Origin of the sequence: Corynebacterium guangdongense (assembly GCF_030408915.1) — a bacterium.
Classification (GTDB): Bacteria; Actinomycetota; Actinomycetes; order Mycobacteriales; family Mycobacteriaceae; genus Corynebacterium; species Corynebacterium guangdongense.
The window spans coordinates 245,089-263,620 of the sequence record NZ_CP047654.1; the positions used below are offsets into that span (position 1 = coordinate 245,089).

General features: G+C 68.4%; 13 protein-coding genes and 1 tRNA gene. 10 read left to right on the forward strand and 4 right to left on the reverse strand.

Annotated elements, in window-relative coordinates:
• Positions 1-4 precede the first annotated feature (4 nt).
• Both CGUA_RS01255 and CGUA_RS01260 read left to right on the forward strand, forming a co-directional pair.
• On the forward strand, positions 5-1,243 hold the full coding sequence (locus CGUA_RS01255) for a DNA polymerase III subunit delta' (protein ID WP_290196918.1): 1,239 nt from the start codon (positions 5-7) through the stop codon (positions 1,241-1,243).
• Between the two features lie 49 nt (positions 1,244-1,292).
• A tRNA-Thr gene (locus CGUA_RS01260) sits at positions 1,293-1,368 on the forward strand.
• A gap of 72 nt (positions 1,369-1,440) precedes the next feature.
• Here the strand turns inward: CGUA_RS01260 and CGUA_RS01265 are convergent.
• Both CGUA_RS01265 and CGUA_RS01270 read right to left on the reverse strand, forming a co-directional pair.
• Positions 1,441-2,457 carry an ATP-grasp domain-containing protein gene (locus tag CGUA_RS01265; RefSeq protein WP_290196921.1) on the reverse strand — a complete coding sequence of 339 codons (1,017 nt, stop codon included), beginning with the start codon at positions 2,455-2,457 and terminating at the stop codon, positions 1,441-1,443.
• An 85-nt stretch (positions 2,458-2,542) separates the two neighbouring features.
• Positions 2,543-2,923, reverse strand: coding sequence for a MerR family transcriptional regulator (locus tag CGUA_RS01270; RefSeq protein ID WP_290196923.1), 381 nt, complete (start codon positions 2,921-2,923; stop codon positions 2,543-2,545).
• 157 nt (positions 2,924-3,080) lie between these two features.
• Between CGUA_RS01270 and CGUA_RS01275 the strand changes: the two genes are divergently transcribed.
• Both CGUA_RS01275 and CGUA_RS01280 read left to right on the forward strand, forming a co-directional pair.
• Positions 3,081-4,631, forward strand: coding sequence for a SulP family inorganic anion transporter (locus CGUA_RS01275; RefSeq protein ID WP_290196925.1), 1,551 nt, complete (start codon positions 3,081-3,083; stop codon positions 4,629-4,631).
• A gap of 33 nt (positions 4,632-4,664) precedes the next feature.
• Positions 4,665-6,308, forward strand: coding sequence for a hypothetical protein (locus CGUA_RS01280; protein WP_290196927.1), 1,644 nt, complete (start codon positions 4,665-4,667; stop codon positions 6,306-6,308).
• A 21-nt stretch (positions 6,309-6,329) separates the two neighbouring features.
• Here CGUA_RS01280 and CGUA_RS01285 read toward each other — a convergent pair whose 3' ends face one another.
• On the reverse strand, positions 6,330-7,970 hold the full coding sequence (locus tag CGUA_RS01285) for an AMP-binding protein (RefSeq protein WP_290196930.1): 1,641 nt from the start codon (positions 7,968-7,970) through the stop codon (positions 6,330-6,332).
• A gap of 361 nt (positions 7,971-8,331) precedes the next feature.
• On the opposite strand from CGUA_RS01285, the gene CGUA_RS01290 reads away from it, so the two are divergent.
• On the forward strand, positions 8,332-9,189 hold the full coding sequence (locus tag CGUA_RS01290; protein ID WP_290196932.1) for a GDSL-type esterase/lipase family protein: 858 nt from the start codon (positions 8,332-8,334) through the stop codon (positions 9,187-9,189).
• 251 nt (positions 9,190-9,440) lie between these two features.
• Positions 9,441-11,456, forward strand: a complete 2,016-nt coding sequence (locus tag CGUA_RS01295) for a glycoside hydrolase family 3 protein (RefSeq protein ID WP_290196934.1) — start codon at positions 9,441-9,443, stop codon at positions 11,454-11,456.
• A 263-nt stretch (positions 11,457-11,719) separates the two neighbouring features.
• On the opposite strand, the gene CGUA_RS01300 is transcribed toward CGUA_RS01295, so the two are convergent.
• Positions 11,720-12,676 carry a CE1 family esterase gene (locus tag CGUA_RS01300; protein WP_290196936.1) on the reverse strand — a complete coding sequence of 319 codons (957 nt, stop codon included), beginning with the start codon at positions 12,674-12,676 and terminating at the stop codon, positions 11,720-11,722.
• 209 nt (positions 12,677-12,885) lie between these two features.
• Between CGUA_RS01300 and CGUA_RS01305 the strand changes: the two genes are divergently transcribed.
• The 4 genes from CGUA_RS01305 to CGUA_RS01320 all read left to right on the forward strand — a co-directional run bounded on the left by CGUA_RS01305 (position 12,886) and on the right by CGUA_RS01320 (position 18,532).
• On the forward strand, positions 12,886-14,913 hold the full coding sequence (locus CGUA_RS01305) for a purple acid phosphatase family protein (RefSeq protein ID WP_290196938.1): 2,028 nt from the start codon (positions 12,886-12,888) through the stop codon (positions 14,911-14,913).
• 18 nt (positions 14,914-14,931) lie between these two features.
• The gene (locus CGUA_RS01310; protein ID WP_290196940.1) at positions 14,932-16,566 is read left to right on the forward strand and encodes a thiamine pyrophosphate-binding protein; all 1,635 of its coding nucleotides are present in this window, start codon (positions 14,932-14,934) and stop codon (positions 16,564-16,566) included.
• A 17-nt stretch (positions 16,567-16,583) separates the two neighbouring features.
• Positions 16,584-17,357: a cyclase family protein gene (locus CGUA_RS01315; RefSeq protein WP_290196943.1), complete on the forward strand. Its 774-nt coding sequence runs from the start codon at positions 16,584-16,586 to the stop codon at positions 17,355-17,357.
• An 80-nt stretch (positions 17,358-17,437) separates the two neighbouring features.
• The gene (locus CGUA_RS01320; RefSeq protein WP_290196945.1) at positions 17,438-18,532 is read left to right on the forward strand and encodes an S-(hydroxymethyl)mycothiol dehydrogenase; all 1,095 of its coding nucleotides are present in this window, start codon (positions 17,438-17,440) and stop codon (positions 18,530-18,532) included.

Consider the following 18,532-nt stretch of genomic DNA (forward strand, 5'->3'; position numbering starts at 1 on the left):
GAGCGTGCCTACCCCCACAAAGACCCGTTCCGTCTCCGAGCGCCTCGCCGACACGCCGACCGTGCGCGAGGTCGTCCTGTCCGCGGCGGCGGCCGCCCGGGGGGTCACCGCTCATCCCGGGGGCGGGGACATTTCCAGCCACGCCATGACCCACTCGTGGGTGCTGACGGGCCCGCCCGGCTCCGGCCGCTCCATCGTCGCGCAGTGCTTCGCCGCCGCGCTGGTGTGCGAGATGCCGGGCGGGGAGATCGGCTGCGGCCGCTGCCCGTCCTGCCTCGACGCCTTCGGCGACTCGCACACCGACGTCGTCCACGTCATCCCGACGGAACTGTCGATCTCGAAGTCGGTCGTCGACAAGCTCGTCGATGACGCGCACCGCCTGCCGACGGTCGCGCAGTACCGCGTCATCATCGTCGAGGACGCGGACCGCTTCACCGGCGAGGCCGCGGACGCCTTCCTCAAGACCGTGGAGGAGCCGCCCGCGACGACGGTGATCCTCATGTGCGCCCCGTCCATCGACCCGGCGGACTTCTCGCAGACGCTGCGCTCACGCTGCCGCCACCTGTACGTGCCCTCGCCGTCGACCGGGGAGATCGTGCGCATCCTCGTCGAGGAGGAGGGGGCGACGGAGGAGGTCGCCCGGCTGGCCGCGGTGACCTCGCTGCACCATGTCGGCCGCGCCCGCCGGCTCGTCCGTTCCACGGAAGCGCAGAAGCGACGCGCCCTGGCAATCCAGCTGGCGGAGCTGATCTACCAGGGTGACCAGGCTTTTCAGGCGGTCGGTTCCCTGGTCAAGGCAGTGAAGAAGGAGGCGGAGACCTCGCACACCGAGGAGGAGGAACGCGAGCGCGAGAAGCTCGAACGCGCGCTCGGCATGGGCGGCAAGGGCAAGGGCGTGGCGAGGGCGACCCGGGGCGCCGCCGGCACCCTCAAGGATCTGGAGGAGCGGCAGAAGAAGCGCCGCACCCGCTACCAGCGCGACATCTACGACCTCGTGCTCGTCGACCTGACCGGCGTCTACCGCGACGCCCTGATGGTCAAGACCGGCGCCGCCGTCGCACTGACCCATCCGGACTTCGAGGGACAGGCGCACGAGATCGCCGCGCGCACCTCGGTGGAGGGGCTGGTGCAGTGCCTCGACGCGATTTCGCTGTGCCGGGCGCGCTTCGGACAGAACGTCCAGCCCCAGATCGCGCTCGACGGCATGGTCGGCGCCATCCGGATCGCCCTGGACGCCCACTGATTTTTAGTTGCCCCGGGCCTCGGGTAGAATCACCCATCGGTACTGCACCGCCGCCTTAGCTCAGTCGGTAGAGCGTTTCACTCGTAATGAAAAGGTCACGAGTTCGATTCTCGTAGGCGGCTCCACAACACCCCTGGCAGACGACATGTCTGTCGGGGGTTTTCTGTTGCGCCGACGGGCCCGCCCCCCGGTCGGCCTCACCTTTTCATCTGCGCCCGTTTGCTCTCGTGGAACAGGGCCGGATCCGGGTCGTAGTCGGTGTACACGGTGTCCGGCCGCCAGGTCCGGAGCGCCTCGTCCAGGTCGCGGGCGGCGGCGGCGAGGAAACCGGCCAGTTCGGCCAGCGCGGGCGGCTCGCAGGTCGGACACGAGTTGGCCTCGTACACGACCAGCTCGCCGGTGGCGAGATTTTCGGCGATGTCGACCCCGCCGATGAGCGTGCGGGCCGCCCGGGAGGCGGTGGTGGCCAATTCGGCGATCTCCTCGGTGAGCGGGCACATGGCGATCCTTCCGCCCGCGAGGACGTTGGTGATCCACTTTCCCTCGGGGGCGTAGCGGTACATCGCGAAGACGGGGTGGTGGTTGATGACGTACACGCGGATGTCGCGGCCGGGATTGTCGATCCAGGGGACGGCGTAGTACAGCTCGTCCTCGGCAAGCTCACCCAGGAAGCGGCGGGCGTCCTCGACGCCATCCAGCCGCAGCAGCCCGCGGCCGCCGAATCCGACGGTGGGTTTGATGACCACGGGGCCGTCGAGCTCGGTGACCCAGTCGAGGAGGGCGTCGTCATCGCGTCCGACGAGGACCGGAAAACGCAGCGCCCCGCCCGCGGCGAGCGTGGCGCTGTTGGTGTATTTGTTCTGCGCCCGCAGCAGGGTCAGGGCGTCGTTGATGACCGGCACGCCGGCGCGTTGGAGGACGTCGAGCTGGGCCATTCCTGGGCGGAGCAGTTCGCCGAGGACCCAGCCCACCACCAAATCGGGGCGGATCCGGCGACCGGCGACGGAGAAGGTGGCCCCCTCCCGGTCGAGGCGGGTGACCAGGTCGGCGGGGTGGACGCGGATGACGCGGACACCGAGCCGTTCGAGTGCGGGGAAGAGGATGTCGTGGTCCTCGTCGTCGATGCCGTCGCCGAGGAACATCAGCAGCGGGCGGTCGGGATCCCCCTCAAGTCCCTCGAGGCGGCTGCGTCGGGCGGTTCCATCTGGTGACATAGGCAACAACATATGCGAGTTCGCCGGGGCGCAACACCCCCGGAGGGATGACGCGGCCGCGCCCGGGGGCCGGCGGAGAATATGGTCAGGCCTCCAGGCCGTCGACGAGGTCGATGAACTCCTCGGCGTAGGCGACCTGTTTCCTGAGTTTCTCGTAGCGGGCGCGCGCTTCGTCCCTGATCTGGGCGAGGGTGGCGCGAGCCTCGGCGGCGTCCGTGTCGGCGGCGCCCTCGCGCAGGGCGTCGGCGGCGTCGAGGAAGTCCCGCATCTGCTCCAGAGTGAAGCCGAGCGGCTTCATGCGCCGGACCAGGAGGATTCGACGGATGTCCTCGTCGTTGTAGAGGCGGAATCCGCCCGGACTACGGCCGGAGGGGGTCACCAGGCCGACGCTGTCGTAGTGGCGCAGCGTGGGGATGGACAATCCTGTCTTCTCGGTGATTTCGCCGATCTTCAGACCGTCGTCCATTGCCTGTCCTGATCTCCTCGGGTCTCCGACGGCGCCGCGTTGACGGCTCGGCGGCGCCTCATTAAAGTGATGACCATACCAACCCTCAAGTAACTTCAGGGTTGTTCTTTCTTCCGGGCTTTCGCCCCCACCCGCACTCCTTCGAGAACGGATATCCATGTCTGAAACTAGCACGGCCGCTCCGCGTCCCGTCCCAGCGCCGGAGGTGGCCACCGCCCCGCTCGGCGTCCTCGCCTCCTTCCGCTACGCCTTCTCCTCGCCCGCCCGCTTCCGCGTCGAGGTGCTCGGCGGCCTGACCGTCGGCGTCGCCCTGATTCCGGAGGCGCTGGCTTTCTCCGCCCTCGCCGGCGTCTCCCCGGCGGTCGGCCTCTACTCCTCGGTGATCATGGCCATCGTGATCGCCTTCACCGGCGGCCGCCCGGCGATGATCACCGCGGCCACCGGCGCCGTCACCCTGGTCATCGCCCCGGTCGTGCGCGAATACGGCTTCGACTACTTCATCGCCACGGTGCTGCTGGGCGGGCTGCTGCAGATCATTCTCGCGGCCCTCGGCGTCGCCAAGCTGCAGCGCTTCATTCCGCGCTCGGTGATGCTCGGCTTCGTCAACGCGCTGGGTGTCATGCTCATCGTCGCCCAGTTCGAGCACCTCGTCGACGTGCCGTGGGAAGTCTACCCGCTGGCCGCGCTCGGCCTGCTCATCATGATCTTCTGGCCGAGGATCAACGACAGCATCCCGGCGCCGCTGGCCACGGTCGTCGCGCTGGCCGCGGTGGCCTTTGTCCTCCGGATTGACGTCCCGACCGTCTCAGACATGGGCGAGCTGCCGACCAGCCTGCCGTCGCTGTTCATCCCGGACGTGCCGCTGAACCTGGAGACCCTGCGGATCATCGCCCCGTACGCGCTGGGCATGGCCATCGTCGGCCTGATGGAGTCGCTGATGACCGCCAAGCTGGTCGACGACATCACCGACACCCACTCCGACAAGACCCGCGAATCCTGGGGCCAGGGCGTCGCCAACCTCGCCTCTGGCCTCGTCGGCGGCATGGGCGGCTGCGCCATGATCGGCCAGACCATGATCAACGTCCGCGGCGCCGGCGCCCGCACCCGCCTGTCGACCCTGCTGGCCGGCGTGTTCCTCCTGCTTCTGCTCCTGCTGATGGGCGACGTCGTGGGCACGATCCCGATGGCCGCGCTGGCGGCGATCATGGTCATGGTCGGCTGGACCACCCTCGACCAGCACTCCCTGCGCCCACGCACCCTCAAGCTGATGCCGCGCAGCGAGACGCTGGTCATGCTCGTGACGATCGTGGCGACGCTGGGCACCGGCAACCTGGCCGTCGGTGTGGTCCTCGGCGTGATCGCCGCGATGATCATGTTCTCCCGCCGCGTCGCCCACCTGGTCCGCATCGAGAAGGTCAACGAGCTCGACGTCGACCACGACGGCGTCATGGACGTGCGCACCTACCGCATCCATGGCCAGCTGTTCTTCGCCTCCTCGAACGATCTGGTCTACCAGTTCGACTACAACGACGAGGCCGACCACATCATCATCGACATGTCCTACGCCGAGGTCTGGGACGCCTCGACCGTGTCCACGCTTGATTCGATCGTCCACAAGTTCCAGGACAAGGGCAAGACCTGCGAGATCATCGGCCTCGACGGGCCGAGCGAGCAGCGGCTGCGACGACTTTCCGGTCAACTCGACTAACCGGGCGGGGTTCCCGACCTAGACTGGGCGGGTATGACGCAGAGTCGGCAATCAGCGCGCCCCCACCTGGTGGCGGTCCTCCTCGTGCTGCTGGCCGGCACCGTGCTGCGCACCGCCGTGGCGGCCCGCGGATGGTTCTACTGGGACGACCTGACCCTGCTGGCCAGGGCGCGTGAGTTCAGCTGGCCCGCCCCGGACCTGCTGCTCGCGCCCCACGACGGCCACCTCATGCCCGGCGCCTGGCTGATCTACTGGCTGCTCGGGGCCGCGACCGAGGGATATTCCTGGGCGGCGGCCGTGGCCACGCTCGGGCTGCTCAACCTGCTGGCGCTCGCCGCGGTGGGCTACGCGGCGTGGGTCGTGGCCAGACGCCACGCGTGGTGGGTGACGCTGCTGTACGCGGTGACCCCGCTCGCCCTGCCCGTGGCGACCTGGCTGGCGGCGGCGGTCAATTCACTGCCGCTGCACGCCGGAACCGCGGTCATCCTGGCGCACGGCTGGCTGGCGATGACGCGCCGGGAGAAACGCGACCCACTTATCGTCGCCGCAACCGTCCTGCTCACCGGCCTGTTCAGCGAGCGTGTCCTGCTTCTCGCGCCGGCCGCGGTGCTGCTGGTCCTGGCCTGGGCGTGGGCGCGCCGGATCGAGCTGCGGGCGGCCGGGCGCCTGGTGCTGGCGGTGGCGGTGCCCTGGGCGATCTGGTTGGCGGCCTACCTCGGTCTCGTCGGTGACCCCCGGGTGAGCCGCCAGGCCGGGGACGTCGGGGACTTCCTCGTCCACGGCTACGGACTGGCGCTCCTGCCGACGCTCGTCGGCGGTCCCCTCCAGTGGGACCGCTGGCACCCCGGCCCGCCCTTCGCGCAACCGCCGGCCACGGTGGTCATCGCCGGGGTGCTGGCGGCCGTCGTGCTGGTCGTGGTGGTCGCCGTACGCAATTGGCGGGGCCTGGCGAGCCTGGCCATCGTCTTCGCATACCCTCTGCTTCCCCTGCTCGCGATCGCCTTCGCGCGGAACTCGGCGGACACCGCGGCCGAGATCACCCAGACCCTGCGCCATGTCGCCGAGGTGGCGGTCCTGCTCACGCTGACCCTCGGCGTGCTCGCCACCCACCTGTCGGCGCTGCGGCGCTGGCTGATCGGAATCTACGTCGTCCTCAGCCTCATCAGCACGGTCACCTACGCGCAGGTCTGGCGGGAGCAGCCGGCCCGCGACTACTTCACCACCCTGGCCGCCGAGGTCGAGGCACCGCTCCTGGACCAGGCCACCCCGCTCGAGGTGCTCCTTCCCGTGGTCCATCCCTACAACATGCTCAGCAGGCTGACCGACTACACGGCCTCCTCGACGAGCAGTCCGGCGCTTGTCGACGCCGACGGTCACCCCCGGCCCGCCGTGCTCATGCCCATCAGGACGGTGGGCGAGACCTGTCTGGAGGGGCCGACGCGGGTGCCCCTCGACGGCCCTCTCCTCGAGAGGGATTGGGTGCTGCGACTGAACTACCTGGCGGCCGCCGACGGGGAGGCGAGCGTCGCCATCGGCGACGGGCGACCCCTGCGGGTCCCGGTCACGGAGGGGCTGCACCAGGTGCATGTGCAGCTCATCGGGGGCGGGGACAGCCTCGTCATCGAGGGCGTGGACTGCATCGGCCTGAGCGAGATCGGCCTGCTGATGCCGGAGTGACCGGCGTCGGCAAGCGTGCCCTCAGCCGGTGGGCAGGAAGCGCGCCATGACCTTGCCGGTCGCGTTGCGCGGCAGCTCCTCGACGAAGCGGACGTCGCGCGGCACGGAGTGGTCGGCGAGGTTGTCGCGCACCCACTGGCGCACGGACTCCGCGCTCAGGGACTCGCCCGCCGGGGAATCCTCGCGCACGATCCACACCGCGATGCGCTTGAAGGTGACCTCGTCGTCGACGCCCGTGGCCGCCAGGTCGGACACGCCCGGCATCGCCTCGAGAACCTCCTCGACCGACTTGGGGTAGACGTTCTCGCCGCCGACGATGATCATGTCATCGGCGCGGCCGAGAACATGCAGGTAGGAGTCCTCGTCGAGGTACCCGAGGTCACCGATCGCGATGAGGTCCCGGGCGCGCTCGATCGGGATGTCCGGGTTGGTGTAGCCGGTCAGGGAGGTGGAGTTGTGGAGGTAGATGCGGCCGACCTGGCCGCGGGGGACCTCCCGGCCCTGCTCGTCGAGGATCTTGAGGCGGGTGCCGGAAGCCACGCGGCCGGAGATGGTCGGATCGGCCGCGATCTCCGCCGCGGAGGCGCCGGCGGCCAGCGTCAGCTCGGTGGAGCCGTAGATGTTGCACAGGATCGGGCCGAAGCGCTCGATGGTGTGCTTGACGATCTCCGGGGTCAGCGCGTGGCCGGAGGAGGCCAGCAGCTCCAGGCTCGAGGTGTCGTACTCCTCGTGGCCCGGCACCTGCATCATCTGCTTGTAGAAGATCGGGGAGGACACCAGTGCGGTGGCCTGGTACTTCTCGATCTGGCGCAGGCAGTTCTCCGCGTCGAACACGCGCTGCGTGATGATCGTGTGGCGGGCGGCGATGCAGATGTTGGTCATCGACCAGCCCCAGGTGTGGAACATCGAAGCCGTCATCTGGGTGCGCATGTCCGCGTGAATCGGCACGTTCTCCAGCACACCGGCGACGACGAAGGGCAGCTTCGGCTCCGGGCGCACGACGCCCTTCGGGATGCCCGTGGTGCCCGAGGACATCAGGACGATGTCACCGTGCTTCGGGAAGACCGGCAGTTTCTGGTCGGTGACGGCCTTCGGGTTGCGCACGATCCGCTCGGTGGTCAGATCCTCGTGGTCGCCGCGCGAGTCATGCGCCACCACGACGGTCAGTCCCGGGTAGTCGCGCGGGACACGGTCGAGGAACTCGTCGTCGACGAAGAGCACGTTCATGTCGTTCTCCGCGAGGGAACCGGCCAGCTGCTCGGGGGAGGAGCCCACGTTGAGCAGATACATCGTGGCGCCCACGTAGCCTTTGGCCGCCATCGGCAGCAGGATGCCGCGGCCGTTGCGGGCCATGATCCCCATGTGGATCTCCTCAAGTCCGAGGGACTGCAGCCAGCGGGCGATGGTGCGGGCCTGGTCGCGGAATTGGCGGTAGGTCAGGGTGCCGTCGTCGTCGATGAGCGCGATGCGATCCGGGCAGGTGGCGTAGGCCTGCTCCAGCTCGCGGGCCAGGGTGAAGTGGTAGCGAGCCAGGATCGGGAGGGTGGCCAGCCCGGATTTCACGCCGGCGGTCGGGTCGACGATGCCCGATTTGAGCACGGCGGGCAGAAACTTGGCCATGGCCTTCGCGTTGAAGGCGACGTCAGCGAGTGCAGGGGGCATGGTCGGTTGTTCTCCTGATCGGGGCTGCGCCGGCGGGTGCAGGGGCTGGTGCGCAGGCCGAGGGGCTCGAGTCCGGTAATTGGCTTCTGGCAGTGTCTCATATTGTCCCCAAAAACAACTCGCCGGGTGGGGATTTCGACCCCTGGGGTTGAAGTGACTGCAGTTGCCCACGTGGCCTGTGTGCCCTCCGGGCATTATGATGTTCCCCTGAACGTCCTGCCCGGTTCCATGTGAAACCGATGTGTGAAACACTGACCGTTACCGTTCCGATACATTGCCCGGGGCCAGCGTGCCTCGTGACCCGCAGAATGCTTCAGCACTGTCGCCCGCCCGCGGTCGACCTGAGGAGAAACGAGAGACCATGACCGCAACCGCACTGCCGCTGCGCCTCGGCGCCGCGCTCGCCGCGTTGATCACCGCCGCCCTGCTCATCGTGGCCCCGGCCCCCGCCCAGGCCCAGGCCCGCAACCTGGCGATCTTCGGCGACTCCGTCGTCGCCAACCCCGCCGTCCCCGAGTACCTGGCGGAGGGCCTGTTCGCCAACCTCTCCTCCGGCAACTCCTCCCGGTTGTTCTCCGGCGACCCCTCCACCGGCTGCTCCCAGGGCAACAACTGGGGCCGTGAGGCCGCCGGCAACCTCGGGCTCGAACCGTGGGACTACTCCTGCAACGGCACCGTCTCCATGTCCCAGGGCCCGCAGGTCGCCGCGCAGGTCGACCGCGCCATCCGGGAAGGCGGCCTGAGCCCCGCCACCCAGCGCGTCGTCATCACCCACGGCTTCAACGACACCTACAACAACCGCCACCTGGGCCGGCAGCAGTTCATCGACGCCTTCGTCGCCACCAACGCCCCCCAGATCAACCGCATCAGGGCCGCCGCCCCCAACGCCCGCATCCAGATCGTCGGCTACCCGTCGATGACCGCGGGCGACAACATCTGCCTCTTCCACATCGGCCCGAACATCCACGAGACGACCCCGTTCCCGGACCTCAACTACTGGCAGTGGCTGACCCAGGACTCCCAGATCGCCCTCGCCCGCGCCACCGGCGTCGAGTTCCTCGACACCAAGGCCGCCACCGCCGACAACCACATGTGCGCGCCCGACCACAAGCGCATGTGGGCCGGTCTGGTCGACTTCTACGCCGGCCCGGGCAACATGCCGTTCCACGTCAATGAGCGTGGACACCGCCACGTGGGCCAGGTCATCGCCCGCTCCTAGAGGTTTCTCCGTGTCATTCTTCCGCCCCGGCCGACTGGTCGGGGCGGAACTGCTTTCGGTTGCCGGGGCCCGGTTGTCGGGGCCCGGTTGTCGGGGCCCGGTTGTCGGGGCCCGGTTGTCGGGGTGCAACTCTTGGAAACTCCTTCGATGGTCATTCTTTTGATTGCTAAAGTGATGGCTATTGAGAATCGGCGCCCGCAGTGCACCGCATCACAGAATCTGACGTTGAACCGCCGAACATGAGGAGAACCATGACCGAGCAGAAAAACCTGGCGGCCCGCGCCAAGAAGATCATCGAGGTCGACGGACTCGAGTTCAAGGACCTGGACGGCGACGGTCGGCTCACCCCCTACGAGGACTGGCGGCTGTCCTCCCGGGAGCGCGCCGAGGACCTCGTCACCCGGATGAGCGACGAGGAAAAGGCCGGGCTCATGATCATCGGCTCCCACTACCCGGGGTACTCGGAGTTTCTCCCGAACCCGAAGCCGGGCCAGGTCATCAACGACGAGGACGTCTGGCGCTCTCACAATCCCATCACCTCCCAGGAGTACCCGGACCCGATCCTGGTCACCTCCGCCACCGACGCCGCCATCAACGAGCGTCACCAGCGGTTCTTCATCTCCCGTGACAACCAGTCCCCGAGGGACCTGGCGACCTGGACCAACGCCGTCCAGGAGATCGCCGAGGCATCCCGCCTGGGCATTCCGGTCTCCTTCGCCTCCAACCCCCGCAACCATTTTGCCCTGGTTCCGACCTTCGGCGTCTCCGAGTCCTCGGGCGTCTTCTCCGAATGGCCGGGCGAGCTGGGCCTGGCCGCGCTGAAGGACCCGGAGCTGATCCACGAGTTCGGCCGGGAGATCGCCAGGGAGTGGCGCGCCGGCGGCGTCCACAAGCTCTACGGCTACATGGCCGACGTCGCTTCCGAGCCCCGCTGGTCCCGCTTCAACGGCACCTTCGGCGAGGACCCGGAACTGGTCTCGAAGTACATCTCCGCCACGGTCCGGGGAATGCAGGGGGAGCGGCTGAACGAAGCGTCGGTGGCCTGCACCGTCAAGCACTACCCGGGCGGCGGCGTCCGACTCGACGGCCACGACCCGCACTTCGAGTGGGGCCAGACCAACGAGTACCCGACCGAAAACGCCCTCTTCCAGTACCACATGCCGCCCTTCCAGGCCGCGGTGGACGCCGGCGTCTCCTCGATCATGCCGTACTACGCCAAGCCGGTGAACACCTCCGCCAAGCAGCTGCCGGAGCAGCACTGGGCGGGAGAGGACGCCCAGTTCGAGGAGGTGGCCTTCGCCTACGACAAGGTCATCATCGACGACATTCTCCGTGCGGAAATGGGGCACACGGGCTACGTCAACTCCGACTCCGGCATCATCGACGCCATGCCGTGGGGCGTGGAGGGCATGAGCAAGCCGGAGCGCTTCGCCTATGCCGTCAAGGCCGGCACGGACATCTTCTCCGACATGGCCGACCCGAGCGAGCTGCGCGCCGCCATCGAGCAGGGCCTGCTCGGCGACGAGGAGGTCAACCGCGCCTGCGTCCGCCTACTGACCGAACTCTTCGACCAGGGCCTGTTCGACAACCCCTACGTCGACGAGGCGGCCGCGGAGGAGATCATCGGCAACGAGAAGGTCGTCGCGATGGGCCAGAAGGCGCAGCGCAACTCCGTCACCCTGCTGCGCTCCTCCGAGCAGCTGCTGCCGTTGGACATCAACACGGGTAAGAAGATCTACGCGTGGGCCACCGGCCGCACCAAGATCGACCGGGTCAACGAGAAGTTCCTGGCCTCGTTGACGCAGACCCTGCCCAACGCCACCTTCGTCGACTCCCCGGAAGAGGCCGACCTGGCCATCGTCTGGGCCCGGCCGGAGATCGCGCTGTTCGAGGACGACAGGCCCGGCGTGTCCCTGTCGGTTGACCCGCGCGACAACGGCGTCGACGTCGACCGCGTCGTCGAGATCGAGAAGACCGTCCCGACCCTGCTGGTCGTCAACGTCACCAACCCGTGGCTGCTCGTCGAGATCGAGCCGAACGCCGAAGCCCTGGCCGTGACCTTCGAGATCGCGCCGGAGAACCTCATCAAGTCCCTTGCCGGCGTCGACGGCGGTCCGCAGGGCACCCTGCCGCTGACCTTTCCGAAGAGCGCCGCCTCCTTCGAGGGCTCCGGCCGCGACGTCCCTGGCAAGTTCCTCGGCGAGGACTACGCCTACGTCGACCGCGACGGAAACGTCTACGCCTACGACTACGGCCTGAAGTACTAGGCGCACGGTGCCCCAAATCTTCGGGGCACCTGGTGGGGGGCCCGCGCGACGCTCGTTGGCCCGCTCCTCCCGTCCCCGTGCAGGCGCGCATGAGGACGCCCCGCGCGTCCTCATGACCGCCGGGTTCAACGACTCCTGCGCCACCGGCGCCGCCGCCCGAGAACGCCCGAATCCGGGTTGATGGCCTACTGCGGAACCTGTCGTTCCATCCCGGCGACGCCGGACATGAGTATGTCGGCAGGGTCATCGCCGCCTGCTGAAAACTACTTCTGCTGGGGACGGTCGGCGAGAACGTCGAAGAATCCGAGTATCAGGTCCGTGGTGTAACCGATCGGCATGCCCGGTGTGGGGTCGTAGGTGGTGCCGGGCCAGCGGTGGGTGCCGCCCTCGTTGCGGATGTGGACCAGCGGGGCGTCGCAGCTCTCGTAGGTCACGTGCACGGCGCTGGGGGTGTCCTGGGTGAACTCGCCTTCGCCGCTGCAGCCGTTGCGTTCCCGCATGATGCGGTAGACCTCGAAGTTGCTCTTGTAGGACTGGTCGAAGCTGGAGCCGCCGCCGTAATTTTTCACCGCGTCGTCGGTGCCGTGCACACCGAGGAAAGGGATGGGCTGGTGAGAGCAGTTGGCGAAGACGTCGTCGTAGAAGGCGGCGCCGACCGGGGCGACCGCCGAGACCAGTTCCGGGGCCCGGCACCCCAGCAGCACCGCGAAGCCGCCGCCGTTGGAGAACCCGGTCGCGGCCACCCGGTTCTCGCCTACCGTGTAGTTTGCCGACACCATGGCCAGGATGTCGCGGACGTAGGTGATGTCGTCCTGGATGGAGGTCTCCGCGTAGGGGGCCGGCGCCCATGCCCGCGCGACGCCCTCGCCGTAGACCACGAGTGATTCGGAGCGGTCGAGCTGGGTGTAGGAGCGGGTCTTCGCGGCGGTCTCGTCCTTGCCGTGGAACGCGAACACGACCGGCCAGCTGACGGCGGGGTCGTAGGAGGCCGGGACGGAGAGGATGAAGCTGCGGTCGCGCCCCGCGGATCGGAACTTCACGATCGCGCTGTCGCCGGCGGCGACCGGGACGATGTCCGCTTCGGGCCACTCGCTCACGACGTTGAGCTCCGTGGCGTCCGAGTGATCTGGGTGGGAGATGTCCTCCTGCGTCGTGGTCCCGCAGGCCGTCAGCGTGAGGCTGAGCAGGAGGACGGCGGTGGCGAGGCGGACACGGGCCATGGTGGCGGGCTCCTCCATTCGGAAATGAAGAGTGGGCGTCATTCCACATTAGCGGTGTTGCGCGAGGGGGGCGTGGGCGTCGGCAAGCGGCGACCTGGGGTTTTGTACTTGTTTGTCCAATGGTCATCTGTTTGATGGCGAGCGTTCACAATTCCCGGTTATTTTCCAGAGTGTTTCTAGATTCCAATGCTTTTCGAAAGGCTCTGCCAGTGAACCGTAAGTTCGCCGCTCTTGTATCCGCCGTCGCCATCGCCTGCGGCACCGTCACTGTCCCGGCCCTCGCCCAGGAGGCCGGTCAGGTGACCGAGGGATTCCGCGTCACCCCGTACCTGATGCGCCCCTCGGCGAGCACGATGACGCTGAACTGGTTCTCCGAGACCGGCACCCCGGCCGCGGCCACGGTCACCTCCGCCGATGGGACGGTCGTCTTCGACGGGGAGGTCGCCGGTGAGGCGCAGCCGCACCTGGCCTACACCGAGGCGGAACTGAACCAGGAGATCGCCGGACTCGAGAAAGGGTCCTGGCTCTACTCCAACAGCAACGTCAAGCACCAGGTCAACCTCACCGGGCTCGAACCCGACACTGAGTACACCTACGCGGTCACCCAGGACGGCGTGAGCTACGCCGACGCCTTCCGCACCGCCCCGGTCTCCGCGGGCGTGACCGGGGACTGGGAAGCCTTCACCGTCTCCGCATTCTCCGACTCCGAGACCGAACCCGCCGGGCGCCCGGCGGTCTCCGGCGCCCGCGAGTGGGACGCCCCGACTTCCCTCGCCGAGGGCTCCGAGGATCGCCCGGGGGAGGGCTCCGCCTGGTTCGAGAAGTTCGGCTCCAACACCCGTTACGGCGAGGCGCAGCCGCGCTATCCGCTGACCCAGGACCAGGCCATGAAGGCCAACATCGCCGCCATCGAGGAAATGGACCCGGCCCTGATGCTCATCGCGGGCGACCTCACCCAGGGGTCCGGCTACCAGCCGGCCTGGGACGAGTTCTGGCGCTACACCGCCGGCGAGCACTCCGGCATCGCCGGCTCCGTCCCCATGATCACTGCGCTGGGCAACTGGGAGACCTACGCCGCCATGAACGGCGGCTACGGTGAATCGAAGCAGGGCCTGGCCACCGGCGCCGCCAAGGGCCGCACCGCCTACCAGACCTACATCGACACCTTCGGCTCCACCAACGAGCAGCACCAGGACTCCTACCACCGCGTCGACCACGGTCCACTGACCGTCATCACCATGGACTCCACCAACGGTCAGCCCGACACCCTGGCAGCCGACTACGACGGCAACCGCATCGAGGGCAACGACCTCGCCCTCGAGGCCGCCGACGCCATCGGTACAGACACCAACCAGGAGTACACCCAGGAAGGCATCCACGCCGCCGGCGCCACCGATCAGCCGGACTTCTCCGAGGGCTCCGAGCAGTGGAACTGGGTCGAGTCCCAGCTTGCCGACGCCCGCGCGGCCGGCCAGATCATCGTCGTCCAGTTCCACCACTCCGCCTACTCCTCCGGAGTCCACGGCACCGCCCACCAGTCCGCCACCCCGGACGGCCAGCCGGGCACCCCGCTGCGCGTCTACACCCCGCTGTTCGAGAAGTACGGCGTCGCCACCGTCGTCTCCGGCCACGATGAGATGTTCGAGCGCTCCTTCGTCGACATGGACGGCGACGGCGCCGGCGTCATGCACTACGACGTGGGCGTCGCCGCCGACGGTCTGCGCGGCGAGTACATGGTCAAGAACGCCGACGGCAGCTACTCGGAGGCGGACTTCAACACCTACTCCGAGTGGAACGCGCAGCAGGACTCCCCGGAGCTGTGGCGCACCGACGCCAACGGCACCCTCCAGCTCGTCGACGGCGGCAAGCACTACGGCCACCTGCAGATGGACTTCGCCCCGGCGACCTGCGAGAACTACGCCGCGGAGATCACCCTGACCCCGGTCCACCTCTTCCCGGTCCTGGACTCCGACTACAACCTCGTCGATATCGAGCGCCGCACCTACGACGACGTCCAGACCATCCGTATCAACGAGGACGGCTCCGCCGCCCCGCGCGGGACCGCCTGCGAAGCCCCGACTCCGGCCCCGTCCGCCGGTCAGCCGGCTTCCGCGGAAGGGTCCTCCACCGGCGGGATCCTCGCCGTCCTCCTTGCTCTTTTCACCGCCGTCGGCGGCCTGGCCGTTCAGGGACTGCCGGGTGTGCAGGGGCTGGTCAACGAGGCGTTCAGGCGCTAACACCCTAACCTGGGGGTCATGTACGAACAGACTTTCCAGGTCGCTGAACGCATCGCCCAGACGCTGGTGGAGTTGGGCGTCGACCAGCTCTTCGGCGTGGTCGGCAGCGGCAACTTCCACCTCACCAACCATCTTCGCGACAAGGGCGTGCCTTTCGTCGCCGCCCGCCACGAGGGCGGCGCCGCCACCATGGCGGACGCCTACGCAAGGATGTCCGGCAAGCTGGGCGTGGTCACCACGCACCAGGGGTGCGGCTACACCAACGCGGTCACCGGTATCGCGGAGGCCGCCAAGTCCCGGACCCCGTTGCTGGTGCTGACCGCGGACACCCCGCCCCACGACGTCCGCTCCAATTTCCGCATCGACCAGGACGGGCTGGCCCGCAGCGTCGGCGCGGTGGCCGAGCGCGTCTACTCGCCGGCGACGGCGGTGGCGGACACGCGCCGGGCGGTGCGCACCGCCGTCAACGACCGCCGCACCGTGGTGCTCTCCGTGCCCATCGACGTGCAGGTCGCCGGGACGGCCTACGCCTCCCCGCAGCCGATACCGCCGCGGCAGAGGCCTCGGGCGAGCGAGCGGCACACGCAGGCGCTGGCGGAGCTGCTGCGCGGCGCCCGGCGGCCGCTCTTCATCGCCGGGCGTGGTGCCCGGGAGGCCGGGCCCCAGCTACGGGCGCTGGGGCAGAAATCGGGGGCGCTGCTGGCGACCTCGGCCGTCGCCCACGGACTCTTCGTCGGCGAGGACCATAACCTCGGCATTTCCGGCGGCTTCTCCTCCGACTTCACCGCGGCGACCATCGCGGAAGCCGACGTCGTGGTCGGTTGGGGCTGCGCCCTGAACAACTGGACCACCCGCCGGGGGACGCTGCTGAACGAGTTCGCCCGCGTGATTCAGGTTGATCTGGATGAGACCGCCTTCGAATGGGACCACGGGATCGTCGGCGACTGCGCCGCCACCGCAGAATCGGTGCTGGCTGAGCTGGTTGACCACGCCCCGGACACCTGGCGCACCCCGGACATGGCGGCCGCGATCGCCGCGAAGTCGCGCTGGAAGGATGCCGAGACCGCAGACGTTTCCACCGGTGCCCTCATCGATCCGCGCATCCTGACCAGGCGGCTCAACGAGATGCTGCCCGCCGAGCGCGTCGTGTCCGTTGACTCGGGCAACTTCATGGGCTACCCCTCCACCTACCTCGACGTGCCGGACGAGAACGGCTTCTGCTTCACCCAGGCCTTCCAGTCCATCGGCCTGGGCCTGGCCACCGCGATCGGCGCCGCGAAGGCGCAGCCGGGCCGCCTGCCGGTGCTCGGCGCCGGCGACGGCGGCTTCCTCATGGGGATCGCGGAGCTGGAGACCGCCGTGCGCGAGAGGATCCCGCTGGTGGCCATCGTCTACAACGACAGCGCCTACGGGGCCGAGGTGCACCACTTCACCGGCGCCGGGGACTACGGCGCGGTGACGTTCCCGACCACCGACATTGCGGCCGTCGCCCGGGGTTTCGGGGCGGAAGGGGTCGTCGTCGAGAAGCTCGCGGATCTGGACGCCGTGCAGGAGTGGCTCGACGGGCCGCGCACGGGGCCGTTGGTCGTCGACGCGCGCATAGCCTCCGACGGGGGTGCCTGGTGGCTTGCGGAGGCCTTCGCGACCCACTGAGGAATTACGCTGTGCGCATGAGCATCCTTGCCCAGCTTGCCGACGCCCTCGCCACCGGCTCCATCGAGGTCATTGACCTGACCCAGCCGCTGGAGGGCACCACACCCATCCTGGAACTGCCGGAGGAGTTCGGCCAGACCGCGCAGTTCCGGCTGGAGGAGATCTCCCGCTACGACGACCGCGGACCCGCCTGGTACTGGAACAACTTCCGCACCGGCGAGCACACCGGCACCCACATCGACGCGCCGGTGCACTGGATTTCCGGCCGCGACGGGCTCGACGTCAGTGAGATCCCGGTGAACCGGCTGGTCGGCCCGGCGGTGGTGCTCGATTTCAGTGCGGAGGTGGCCGCCGACCCCGACTTCCTGCTCACCGTCGACCACGTTCAGGGCTGGATCGCCGAGCACGGCGAGATCCCGGCCGGCGCCTGGTTGATCTACCGAACCGGCTGGTCGGCCTTCACCCGCGAGCAGGCCTCGGCCCTGAACAAGGACGAGAACGGTTCCCACACCCCGGGCATGAGCGCCGAGTGCGCGAAGTGGCTGGCGGCGGAGACCGATGTGCTCGGCCTCGGCGTGGAAACCGTCGGCACCGACGCCGGCCAGGGCCACAGCCAGGACCCGATGTACCCCTGCCACTTCCATTTCCTGGGCAACTCGAAGTTGGGGCTGGCGCAGCTGACGAACGTCGACCGGCTTCCGGTGACCGGGGCGATCATCGTGGCCGGCCCGCTGAAGATCGCCGGGGGCTCCGGCTCCCCGGCGCGGGTGTTCGCGCTCGTCGAGCGCTAAAGGCAGCTGTTTTCAATAGTGGGTCATTAAGAGGTGAAAACAGCTAGGGTGGGCGCTGAAACCGATCCTTAAGGAGAAGAATGAGCACCACCGTCAAGGGTGTCGTGTCGCTCGCCAAGGGCGAGCCGACCCAGGTGACCGACATCGTCATCCCGGAACCGGGCAAGAACGACGTGATCGTCAAGGTTCTGTCCACCGGCGTCTGCCACACCGACCTGTCGTACAAGAATGGCGACATCGGCAACAACTACCCCTACCTGCTGGGCCATGAGTCCGCCGGTGTGGTCGAGACCGTCGGCGAGGACGTTACCCACGTCAAGGTCGGCGACTTCGTCGTCCTCAACTGGCGTGCGGTCTGCGGCGAGTGCCGCGCCTGCCGCAAGGGTGAGCCCAAGTACTGCTTCAACACCCACAACGCGTCCAAGAAGATGACCCTGACCGACGGCACCGAGCTCGAGGCCGCCCTGGGCATCGGTTCCTTCGCCGAGAAGACGCTCGTCCACGAGGGGCAGTGCACCAAGGTCAACCCCGAGGCCGACCCGGCGGCCGTCGGTCTGCTCGGCTGCGGCATCATGGCCGGCCTCGGTGCAGCCGTGAACACCGGCGACATCCAGCTCGGCGAGTCCGTCGCCGTCTTCGGCCTCGGCGGCGTGGGCATGGCCGCGGTCGCGGGTGCGAAGCTCGCCGGCGCCGCCACGATCATCGCCGTCGACATCGACGCCAAGAAGACCGAATGGGCCAAGGAATTCGGGGCGACCCACACCATCGATTCCACCGGCCTGAGCGTCGAGCAGGTCGCCGAGAAGGTCCGCGACCTCACCGACGGCTTCGGCACCGACGTCGCCATCGACGCCGTCGGCATCATTCCGACCTTCCAGCAGGCGTTCTACTCCCGCGATTTCGCCGGCCGCATGGTCATGGTCGGCGTCCCGAACCTCAGCGACCGCATCGACCTGCCCGCCATCGACTTCTACGGCCGCGGCGGCTCCCTCCGACCGGCCTGGTACGGCGACTGCCTGCCCGAGCGGGACTTCCCGGCCTACACCCAGCTCTTCGAGAACGGCCAGTTCCCGCTGGACAAGTTCGTCTCCGAGCGCATCGGCCTCGGTGACGTCGAGGAGGCCTTCGAGACCATGAAGACCGGCAAGGTCCTGCGATCGGTGGTGGAGTTCTGA

Excerpts from the sequence above, each read along its gene's own strand:
- CGUA_RS01265 (WP_290196921.1), bottom strand. The coding sequence starts at position 2,457 with ATGTCACCAGATGGAACCGCCCGACGCAGCCGCCTCGAGGGACTTGAG.
- CGUA_RS01270 (WP_290196923.1), bottom strand. The coding sequence starts at position 2,923 with ATGGACGACGGTCTGAAGATCGGCGAAATCACCGAGAAGACAGGATTG.
- CGUA_RS01275 (WP_290196925.1), top strand. The coding sequence starts at position 3,081 with ATGTCTGAAACTAGCACGGCCGCTCCGCGTCCCGTCCCAGCGCCGGAG.
- CGUA_RS01280 (WP_290196927.1), top strand. The coding sequence starts at position 4,665 with ATGACGCAGAGTCGGCAATCAGCGCGCCCCCACCTGGTGGCGGTCCTC.
- CGUA_RS01285 (WP_290196930.1), bottom strand. The coding sequence starts at position 7,970 with ATGCCCCCTGCACTCGCTGACGTCGCCTTCAACGCGAAGGCCATGGCC.
- CGUA_RS01290 (WP_290196932.1), top strand. The coding sequence starts at position 8,332 with ATGACCGCAACCGCACTGCCGCTGCGCCTCGGCGCCGCGCTCGCCGCG.
- CGUA_RS01295 (WP_290196934.1), top strand. The coding sequence starts at position 9,441 with ATGACCGAGCAGAAAAACCTGGCGGCCCGCGCCAAGAAGATCATCGAG.
- CGUA_RS01300 (WP_290196936.1), bottom strand. The coding sequence starts at position 12,676 with ATGGCCCGTGTCCGCCTCGCCACCGCCGTCCTCCTGCTCAGCCTCACG.
- CGUA_RS01310 (WP_290196940.1), top strand. The coding sequence starts at position 14,932 with ATGTACGAACAGACTTTCCAGGTCGCTGAACGCATCGCCCAGACGCTG.
- CGUA_RS01315 (WP_290196943.1), top strand. The coding sequence starts at position 16,584 with ATGAGCATCCTTGCCCAGCTTGCCGACGCCCTCGCCACCGGCTCCATC.
- CGUA_RS01320 (WP_290196945.1), top strand. The coding sequence starts at position 17,438 with ATGAGCACCACCGTCAAGGGTGTCGTGTCGCTCGCCAAGGGCGAGCCG.